Annotated in this window: 1 protein-coding gene and 1 pseudogene; both read right to left on the bottom strand. The window is 70.7% G+C overall.

What is annotated here, in order from left to right:
- Positions 1–273: pseudogene (locus tag GSF22_RS33745) on the bottom strand (lantibiotic dehydratase); the annotation flags it as partial.
- 72 nt (positions 274–345) lie between these two features.
- On the bottom strand, positions 346–1,122 hold a 777-nt coding region (locus GSF22_RS33740; RefSeq protein ID WP_208817938.1), incomplete at its 5' end, for an aminotransferase class III-fold pyridoxal phosphate-dependent enzyme.

Genomic DNA, 1,122 nt, shown 5'->3' with positions numbered 1-1,122 from the left:
GTTCTGCCACGCCACCGCCGCCCGAAACGACGACAACCCCGCAACCTCCTGCAACACCCCCGCCGTCACCACCGCAGCAGAACCGAACACCTCCTCGAAAACCGACCACTCCACACCCGACAACACCTCCCCCACACCAAACCTGTCCGCCGCCTCCGCCAACCCCACCGGCGCCAGACGCAACACACCACCCGCCGGAAAACCCGGCCCCCGCAACGCGAACTGATCCCACAACCGCCATTCGCCGCTGGCCAGGAAAACGCCCTCGGACATTGCGAACACACCTTCCGACATTTCCGTGCGGCGTTTACGCCGGTGGATGGACAGACAGTCGGGCCGCGCCGGTCAACCGGCCAGCAGCGCGTCCCGCAGCACCGCGAGACCCCGGTCGAGCCGGACGATGTCGATGGTCAGCGGCGGCAGGACCTTCACCACCTCGTCGTACCGGCCGCAGAGTTCGACGATGACCCCGTTGGCGAAGGCGTACCGCTGCACCCGCTCGGCCCGTTCCGCTCCGCCGACCGCCCCGAGGTCGACACCGAGGGCCATCCCCCGGCCGCGCAGGACCAGGCCCGGCACCGTGGCCGCCAGGTCGTCGCGGAACCGCGCCAGCCGGCGTACGGCCACTGCGAGACCGGTGCGGAACTGCTCCTGCCCCCACAGCTGACAGGCGGCGGTGGCGGCGACGAAGGCGAGCTGGTTGCCCCGGAAGGTGCCGGTGTGCTCGCCGGGCGCCCAGACGTCCAGTTCCCGGCGGAACAGGGTCAGGGCGAGGGGCAGACCCAGCCCACCGATGGACTTGGCGACCGTCACCACGTCCGGGGTGATGCCGGCGTGCTCGAAGCAGAAGAAGGTGCCGGTGCGCCCGCAACCGGACTGGATCTCGTCGCAGATCAGCAGGATGCCGTGCCGTTCGGTCAGCGCCCGCAGGCGGCGCAGCCAGTCGGCCGTGGCCGGGTACACGCCGCCCTCCATCTGCATCGGCTCGACGATCACCGCTGCGGGCAGCTCGACCCCGGAGGACGGATCGGTGAGCAGCCGGTCGAGATAGGCGATCGAGTCGAACGGGCCGGCCGGTCCGTCCTCGTACGGCACGAACACCACGTCCTGCCCGCCCACCCC

Origin of the sequence: Micromonospora echinofusca, assembly GCF_017614955.1 — a bacterium.
GTDB lineage: Bacteria > Actinomycetota > Actinomycetes > Mycobacteriales > Micromonosporaceae > Micromonospora > Micromonospora echinofusca_A.
Note: the sequence above shows the minus strand (reverse complement) of the source record. Positions and strands in the feature narration are given on the sequence as shown.